General features: G+C 39.3%; 1 protein-coding gene. It reads right to left on the bottom strand.

What is annotated here, in order from left to right:
• Positions 1-571, bottom strand: a 571-nt coding sequence (pheA, locus tag ABD296_RS49690; protein ID WP_344285582.1) for a chorismate mutase, incomplete at its 3' end; no start/stop codon positions are given.
• Positions 572-682: the final 111 nt, after the last annotated feature.

Raw genomic sequence — 682 nt, 5'->3', positions numbered from 1 at the left:
GTGTATTTTCAGAAACAAGGAATTGATGATGAATACGCAATTCAACTTCACCAATCACATTTAAATTCGAAGTTTTAAAACAATCTAAAGTATGGTTTACGATACCTTCAGATGAGTTTTCAACCGGAACTACACCGTAATGCGCACTACCCGCTTCTACTTCACGGAATACTTCATCAATAGTTGGTAGCGGACGAACAACCGCATCTTTACCAAAATGTTTAAGTACGGCAGATTGAGTAAAAGTACCTTCTGGGCCTAAAAATGCAATACTTTGCGGAGCTTCTAAAGCAAGGCAAGCAGACATAATTTCACGGAACAAACGGGCCATAGTTACGTCAGATAAAGGCCCTTGATTGCGCTCCATAACTTTACGTAAAACTTGTGCTTCACGTTCAGGACGATAAAACAAAGGATTCTCTTCAGAAGCAAATTTAGCTTTCGCAACAGCTTCAGCAAGGCTTGCGCGGCGATTTAATAACTCTTGAATCTGTTGATCTACGCTATCAATATCTTCGCGAATTTGTTCTAAACTAAGAGAAGTCGTTTTGTTTTGATCATCGTTGATCATTGGAAGGCAGCCTCAGCAAAATCATCTTTTAAACGAGAGTATAACAATAGTCGGGTTTGATTTGTTTGGGAATATGGGTGTATGGGCTTTTTTGATTAATCTGGCTCGAAC

Origin of the sequence: Actinomadura napierensis (assembly GCF_039529375.1) — a bacterium.
Classification (GTDB): Bacteria; Actinomycetota; Actinomycetes; order Streptosporangiales; family Streptosporangiaceae; genus Spirillospora; species Spirillospora napierensis.
The sequence above is the reverse complement of the archived record's forward strand: the minus strand, read 5'-3'. Positions and strand labels throughout refer to the sequence as shown.